7 protein-coding genes are annotated in these 6,883 nt (G+C 52.0%); 6 read left to right on the top strand and 1 reads right to left on the bottom strand.

Annotated features, from left to right (window positions below; genetic code table 11):
- The 3 genes from ACP5D0_RS09525 to ACP5D0_RS09515 form a co-directional block, all read left to right on the top strand.
- Positions 1-110 (top strand): HvfA family oxazolone/thioamide-modified RiPP metallophore (locus tag ACP5D0_RS09525; RefSeq protein ID WP_472365530.1); only part of this gene is annotated, 110 nt, incomplete at its 5' end.
- An 87-nt stretch (positions 111-197) separates the two neighbouring features.
- Complete coding sequence (locus ACP5D0_RS09520; RefSeq protein ID WP_472365528.1) at positions 198-1,049, top strand: HvfB family MNIO-type RiPP peptide maturase; 852 nt, start codon at positions 198-200, stop codon at positions 1,047-1,049.
- A gap of 2 nt (positions 1,050-1,051) precedes the next feature.
- Entirely contained in the window at positions 1,052-1,915 is an 864-nt protein-coding gene (locus ACP5D0_RS09515) for an HvfC family RiPP maturation protein (RefSeq protein ID WP_472365527.1), read from the top strand.
- 201 nt (positions 1,916-2,116) lie between these two features.
- Here ACP5D0_RS09515 and ACP5D0_RS09510 read toward each other — a convergent pair whose 3' ends face one another.
- Complete coding sequence (locus ACP5D0_RS09510) at positions 2,117-3,712, bottom strand: FMN-binding glutamate synthase family protein (protein WP_472365526.1); 1,596 nt, start codon at positions 3,710-3,712, stop codon at positions 2,117-2,119.
- Positions 3,713-3,958: 246 nt separating this feature from the next.
- On the opposite strand from ACP5D0_RS09510, the gene ACP5D0_RS09505 reads away from it, so the two are divergent.
- The 3 genes from ACP5D0_RS09505 to ACP5D0_RS09495 all read left to right on the top strand — a co-directional run.
- Positions 3,959-4,576, top strand: a complete 618-nt coding sequence (locus ACP5D0_RS09505) for a TetR/AcrR family transcriptional regulator (RefSeq protein WP_472365525.1) — start codon at positions 3,959-3,961, stop codon at positions 4,574-4,576.
- The gene (locus ACP5D0_RS09500; protein ID WP_472365524.1) at positions 4,560-6,272 is read left to right on the top strand and encodes an HD-GYP domain-containing protein; all 1,713 of its coding nucleotides are present in this window, start codon (positions 4,560-4,562) and stop codon (positions 6,270-6,272) included. Before ACP5D0_RS09505 ends, ACP5D0_RS09500 begins: the two co-directional genes overlap by 17 nt.
- Before the next feature lie 40 nt (positions 6,273-6,312).
- The coding region (locus tag ACP5D0_RS09495; protein ID WP_472365522.1) for a PQQ-dependent sugar dehydrogenase at positions 6,313-6,883 on the top strand (571 nt) is incomplete at its 3' end.

Raw genomic sequence — 6,883 nt, 5'->3', positions numbered from 1 at the left:
GCGGTGCCAAAAAAGGGGCCGAAGGCAAATGCGGTGAAGGCAAGTGCGGCGGCGGCGCCAAAAAAGGGGCCGAGGGAAAATGCGGCGAAGGCAAGTGCGGCGGTCGCTGATTTCCATCGCTAAATCGCGATAACGACAACGCCCGCAATGCGCAATGATTGTGGGCGTTTTTGTTTGTTTTATAAAAAGGAGCGCGCATGGCTTACACCGGACGCAAACCGATCGATGGCGTTGGCCTGGGGCTGCGGCGGGATTTCATCCACGACGTGCCCGATGACGCCGCCATCGATTTTTTTGAAATCGCCCCGGAAAACTGGATTGGTCTGGGCGGCGCTTATGGCAAACGTCTGCGCCGACTGACCGAACGGTTTCCCTTTACCTGTCATGGTCTGTCACTGGATTTGGGTGGGCCACGTCCATTGGATGCCGACTACCTTCAGCAACTGAAACGGTTTTTCCGCAGCCATGACATTCACTGCTACACCGAACATTTGAGCTACTGTGGCGACGAACAGGGTCTGCTGTATGACCTGATGCCAATGCCGTTTACCGAAGAAGCAGTACATTACGTGGCCGGTCGCATCCGTCAGGTTCAGGACACACTGGAACAGAAAATCGGCATCGAAAACATTTCGTTTTACGCCCAGACCCAATCCGACATGACCGAAGCCGAATTTGTGAACGCGGTCATTGACGAGGCCGACTGCGGCCTGCTGCTGGATGTGAACAACACCTTTGTCAACGCCACCAATCACCGCTATGACCCGCAGACCTTTATTGAAGCCATGCCGGGCGAGCGCATCATGTACCTGCACATGGCCGGGCATTTTGACGAAGCCGAAGACCTGAAAGTGGACACCCACGGCCAAGACATTCAGGCCGAAGTCTGGGAGCTGCTGGACTTTACCTATCAGACCCACGGATTGAAACCCACCTTGCTGGAGCGAGACTTCAACATTCCGCCCTTCCCGGAGCTGATGGAAGAAGTCGACCAAATCCGTGCCCGTCAGAACCGACTGCGTGCCAGCCGCCAACAAAAGGCCAGTTAATCATGTCCCGTGACCCCCGCTCTTTTCAGACGCTGCAACAGCATTTTGCCCAGCACCTGCGTGATCCCGAAAAGCGCTATGACCCTCAGGCCGTTGACGGCGAGGCCATCGAGCCGCGACGGCTGGCCATCTACGAATCGCTGTTTTTCAACAACTTCGACAGCTTGCTGAGCAACATGTTCCCGGTGATGCAACGGTTGGTCGGACCGGATCACTGGGCACGACTGGTGCGCCGTTTTATGCAGCACCACGGCGCACGCACACCCTATTTTCACCAGCTGGGGCAGGAGTGGCTGAGATTTCTGCAAACCGAACCCGAGGTTGGGGAAGAGAAAAGCGGATTTCCGTTTCTGCCGGCGCTGGCGCATTACGAATGGGTGGAATTGGCGGTGTCGATCGAACCCTTTGAGCCGTCGCCTTTCAGCCGCGTCCGAATCGATCAGGACCCGGTCCTGCAATTGTCGCCACTGGTGTGGCCGTTGCGTTATGACTGGCCGGTTCACCGGATTGCGGCCGATGCCGACCCGAAAACCATCCAACCGGCCGAGACCTGGTTGCTGGTGTCTCGTGACGCCGACGATCAGGTGCATTTTGCCGAAATCACGGCGCCGGTGTTTGCGCTGATGCGCCGTTTTGCCGGGGCCGAAAAACCGGTTTCCGAAGTGATTGAAGGCGTGGTCGAAGACATAATGAAAAAACAGGCGGATCAACCGGACACCCAATCCGGTCTCAGTGCCGATCAAGTGCTCGAAGCCGCGGCCACCCTGATCCCGCAATGGCTGGAAAACCAGTGGCTGGTGGCCACACCCACAAGAAACCCCCACCCGATTGAGCACAGCGAAACCCTGCAATCAGGCACCGCATAGAAACCAGATTGGTTTTTAACCAGGCCTGGTAACAATCCCTTGAACGAAACCGAAGGGCCTTGCAAAGACCTCACAACCCCATAAAAGCGCTACTGCTTCCGTCGGGATGACAAATCCCTGTCACCCTGAGCGGAGCCGAAGGGTCTTCCAGAAACCCTACTGCGCCATAAAAGTGCTCTCCGGCTCAAAGGGAATCACAGATTAACTCTCCGGCCAGTCTTTGGGGTTGGCCTGTTGCCACCACTGTGCCCATTCATCCGGTCGGCGGGATGCGTCCAGCAACTGACCGTTTTCCAGCAAGGGGTAAATGGTTTCATAAGTACAGACCTGAGTCGGGCTGACCCGCCGCTTTATCTGACTAGGCTGAATCTGACTGGGACAATGTAAACCCGTGGCCGCCACCAGTTCCATCAGATGATGAATCACCGAGACCTGATAATTGGCCACCCGTTTGGCTTTGTCGCTTATGTCTAAGTGCTTGTATCGTTTTGGATCTTGCGTGGCCACGCCAGTCGGACAGGTATCGGAATGGCACTGGCGCGATTGTATGCAACCCAGAGCAAACATCATCCCGCGTGCCGAGTTGACCAGATCGGCGCCCAACGCCAGCAAACGAAACACATGGAACGCGGAAAAGGCTTTGCCCGAAGCGATCACATGCACCTGATCACGCAGACCACAGCCGATCAGAGCCGAATGCACAAAATGCAAGGCATCACGCAAAGGCGTGCCCACCGAATTGGTAAACTCAATCGGAGCCGCGCCGGTACCGCCTTCAGCACCGTCCACTGTAATAAAATCCGGCATCAGTCCCGTCGCCAACATGGCTTTGCACAGGCTCAAGAACTCCGCCTCTTTCCCTATACTGAGCTTGATCCCCACCGGCTTGCTGCCGGACAGTTCGCGCAAGCGCGTGACAAATTGCAGCAATTCGGTCGGATTGCGGAACGCTGTGTGCGCCGGAGGAGACAGTATGTCTTTGGCCAGCGGCACTTCCCGGATTTCCGCGATTTCCGGCGTGACTTTGGCCGCAGGCAGAATGCCGCCATGGGCCGGTTTCGCCCCTTGCGAGAGTTTGATTTCAATCATTTTGACTGCCGGATGCTGCGCTTTGCGCGCGAAGGATTCGGAGTCAAACTCGCCTTCCGGCGTTCGGCAGGAAAAATAGCCGGTGCCAATCTGCCAGACCAGGTCCCCGCCTTCTTCCAGATGGTAAGGACTCAAACCTCCTTCCCCGGTATTGTGATAAAACCGCCCCAATTTGGCTCCTCGATTCAAAGCCCGGATAGCATGTTTACTCAAAGCCCCATAGCTCATCGCCGAAATATTGAAACGCGATGCCTCATAAGGCTGTTCACAGCGCAAAGCGCCGATTTTCTCACGCGTCTGCTGCTTGGGCATTGGCTTCGGGTTCATGGAGTGATCGGTCCATTCATAACCCACACGATAGGTGTCAAAAATCGTTCCAAATGGGCGGGTGTCTCTGACCCCTTTTGCTCTCTGGTATATCAAAGAGCGAAACTCCCGACTCACAGGCATCCCGTTGGTGTCGTCTTCTACAAAATACTGCTGCATCTCTGGGCGAATGGCCTCAAAAAAATAGCGAAGACGCCCCAGTACCGGATAAAGCCTTAAAATCGTGTGTTTTTTTTGAAGCATATCCGTTATCCCCATCAAAAGATAAATACTCCACACTATCCATAAATAAAGAGTCCAGTCCCAAAAGACGTTTGCCAAACCGATTGCCAAGCTTCCGCCCACCGCGGTGGCGACAAATAAGGTACGCGTTGTTTTCATCCGTTATGTTTCCCTCTTAAAGTAAGATGACCGCCCATAATGACTGACGCCCCTCTTAGTCTGTAACCTCAAGCAACACACCAAAATACGACATCGTTTTTGAACGAACAATCAAAATCTAACATAATTTGAACGACTGTTCAACAAAGGGTACACTATTGAATTAATTATTAACCGCAAACGCTGTCAACATTGGCATCATGCTCATGTTGACAAGCGAGCGCCTTAATCCAACTAGAGAAAATGATGGCAAGACCTAAAAAATACGATGAAACCCAAGTCATTGAACAAGGCATGAATCTTTTCTGGCATCGCGGTTTTCAGGCAACGGCCATGAGTGACCTCATCGAAGCAACCGGACTGAAACCCGGAAGTCTCTATGGGGCATTCGGCAATAAGCGCACTTTTTATCAAACCACGCTGGCGCATTACTTTCAGGGTATGTTACAGGCGATTGACGACGTGTTGAAAAAGTCTCAGCCCGCTCAAAAGACAATCGTTGAATTTTATGATTTTTTTATCGATTTCTGTCTTCAGACACCCCAAGGGTGCTTTATGGTCAATGCACTCTTTGAAACCCCTGCGGAAGACACTCAGCAGCTTGAACAAATACGCGCGCAATTTTCAAGGGTTAAACACCGTTTACAGATGGTGATCGAACAGGCACAATCCGAAAAAGTGCATTTTTTCAGCCAAGATGCCAGTCGCGTGGCCGCCGCCATGCTCGCACACATTTACGGCCTACGCGGTTACGCCAAGTTCGATCCAGATCATCTGCCTAGCCTGAAAGCCGACTTGCTCGCCATGCTTATGCCCCCCTCAGAGAATTATGACAAGGACAAGGAAAATGAATCCACTTTATAAAATTCTGGAGCGCCCCTGTTTTGCAAGTTTTTTGGTCGGCACCCTGATCCACACCATGATTTGGGGCGCCACCTGGGTTCTGGCCACCGAAGAAGTCATGCAAGCTAAACTGCATCTGTGGCAAAGCAACCCCCTCCTGTTTACCATTGTTATGCTCATCCCCTATCTTGTCCCCTTCACCATGATGACTTTATCTCGACGCTTGACAAAACAAAAAATTCAAAGCGTCATGTCTCAATTTCCGGAAATGAACCCAGACATCGTTTTGAGGCTGTCACCCAACTTAGAACTGGCCTACATCAACCCGGCCGGAAAACAGTTTTGCCGCCAGCATCATCTTTCCAAAAACGACCTGGAACAGTGGCTACGCCCAATAGTAGCCGCCTTGCACCCCCCTGTTTCAGAAGCGTCAAACAAGGCGCTGTACGAAACCGAGGCCGAGTTTAAAGAAACCACCCTGCACTTTCGGCTCAAACAAACAGTTCAACATGAATGGTTTATTTCAGCCCGAAATATTTCAGAACAACGACAACTGCAAAAAAACCTGCAGAACGCTTTATTAAAATTAACGGAATTAACCGATTTTCAAGAATCGGCACTCGGCGACTATGACCCGCTAAACTTCAACTTTTTCGATTCTGTTCAACAAATGCTTTCTCATATCTACGCCAGTGAAAACCCCATGGATTTACAACTGCCCGATGCCATTTTCTGTACGCTGGATCACCCAGATTCAGACAGAGTGACCGGGCAAATTTTCCAACAAACCGAACAAGGGCTGACACTCCCCTATCCACCGTTCGAACTGGAGAAAACGGGACCCAGTTACGCCATTTCAAAAGGTAAGGACGCACTTTATGTGCAAACCTGGCAAGCGGACGAAATGTCTTTAGACGCCTTCCAAGCGCAATTCAACCCCAAAGTCCGCTCCGTGATTTATCCTATTCAAGGCTATGTCGCCTACAAAAGCGGCTACACCTCCGTTATCGGCTTCTACAAACACACCCAGGTTCAAGAAACCGCCAGCTATATCTTAAAAAGCATTGCCATTATTTCCGAGTCGTTAAACCGGATATCACTGGAAAGCCAGGAAATCTTCGCGCAATTCAAGTACACACTGGATGCATTGGCACGTGCCGCCGAAGCCAACGACGAAGACACAGGCGACCATATACTGCGCTTAAATGAATACAGCTATCTCCTCGCGAAAGCACTTGAAATGGACGATGGGTTCTGCAATGAAATTCGTTTGGTGGCGATGATGCACGATGTCGGAAAAATACACATTGATCCGCATGTCCTGAAAAAACCCGGCAAGTTAACGCCGGAAGAAATGAACCACATCAAGGCTCACCCTGAGTTCGGCGGAAAAATTCTAGGCAAATCCCCCCTAATGAAAATGGCGTATGAGATCGCACTGTATCATCACGAACGTTACGATGGATCAGGCTATCCTTTCGGCTTAAAAGGAAGTGCCATCCCCATAGCTGCACGCATTGTCAGCATCGCCGATGTATACGATGCCTTACGACAGGAGCGCGTATACAAACCCGGGTTCAGCCACGAAAAAGCTTACCGGATTCTCACCGAAGGTGATGGCCGCACCGACCCAAGCCATTTTGACCCTAAGGTGCTTGATGCTTTTAAGAAAGTGCACCACCAACTGGATGCAACCTTTAATCAAATGAACAAATGACCCGCTCTGGTCATTGTTATTATTCAAAAGAGCCTCACTCATGCGACGACTCGCCGTTATATTAATTGCCGTTTTACCCCTTCATTTCAGTTTCGTCAGTCAGGCCAATCTGACTGAAACCAACGGTTTCGAAGTCACCGAAGTCGCCAGCGATCTCGGCATTCCTTGGGGCATGGCATTTGTGGACGATGATCGCATGATTCTCACCCAACGGGATGGCGAAGCGCACCTGCTCACCGTGTCGTCGGGAGCGGTCATGCCATTAAAAGGCGTGCCGCGGGTGTATGACTTTGGGCAGGGCGGTCTATTGGATGTGCAACCTTCGCCGGATTTTGCCGAAACCGGCTGGCTGTATTTTACCTACAGCAAACCGACCGACCAGAGCGCAGTCACCACCCTAGCGCGCGCCAAAATCGACGGCGACACCTTGGTGGATTGGGAAGATTTATTGGTGACACAGTCCGAATCCAACCGCAACATTCATTTCGGCAGTCGCATCGCCTTTGACAACCAAGGCCATGTGTTTTTCAGTGTCGGTGATCGTGGTCAACGCGACCTGGCACAGCAACGCTCTAACCATGCTGGCACGGTGATTCGCTTGACCTTAGCGG

The organism is Hydrogenovibrio sp. (genome assembly GCF_049975065.1).
Taxonomy (GTDB): Bacteria; Pseudomonadota; Gammaproteobacteria; order Thiomicrospirales; family Thiomicrospiraceae; genus Hydrogenovibrio.
This window is presented reverse-complemented; position numbering and strand designations above follow the sequence as displayed.

What these genes read in the sequence shown, in the direction of transcription:
- ACP5D0_RS09500 (WP_472365524.1), top strand. Translation starts at nt 4,560, where the DNA reads ATGAATCCACTTTATAAAATTCTGGAGCGCCCCTGTTTTGCAAGTTTT.
- ACP5D0_RS09510 (WP_472365526.1), bottom strand. Translation starts at nt 3,712, where the DNA reads ATGAAAACAACGCGTACCTTATTTGTCGCCACCGCGGTGGGCGGAAGC.
- ACP5D0_RS09520 (WP_472365528.1), top strand. Translation starts at nt 198, where the DNA reads ATGGCTTACACCGGACGCAAACCGATCGATGGCGTTGGCCTGGGGCTG.
- ACP5D0_RS09505 (WP_472365525.1), top strand. Translation starts at nt 3,959, where the DNA reads ATGGCAAGACCTAAAAAATACGATGAAACCCAAGTCATTGAACAAGGC.
- ACP5D0_RS09515 (WP_472365527.1), top strand. Translation starts at nt 1,052, where the DNA reads ATGTCCCGTGACCCCCGCTCTTTTCAGACGCTGCAACAGCATTTTGCC.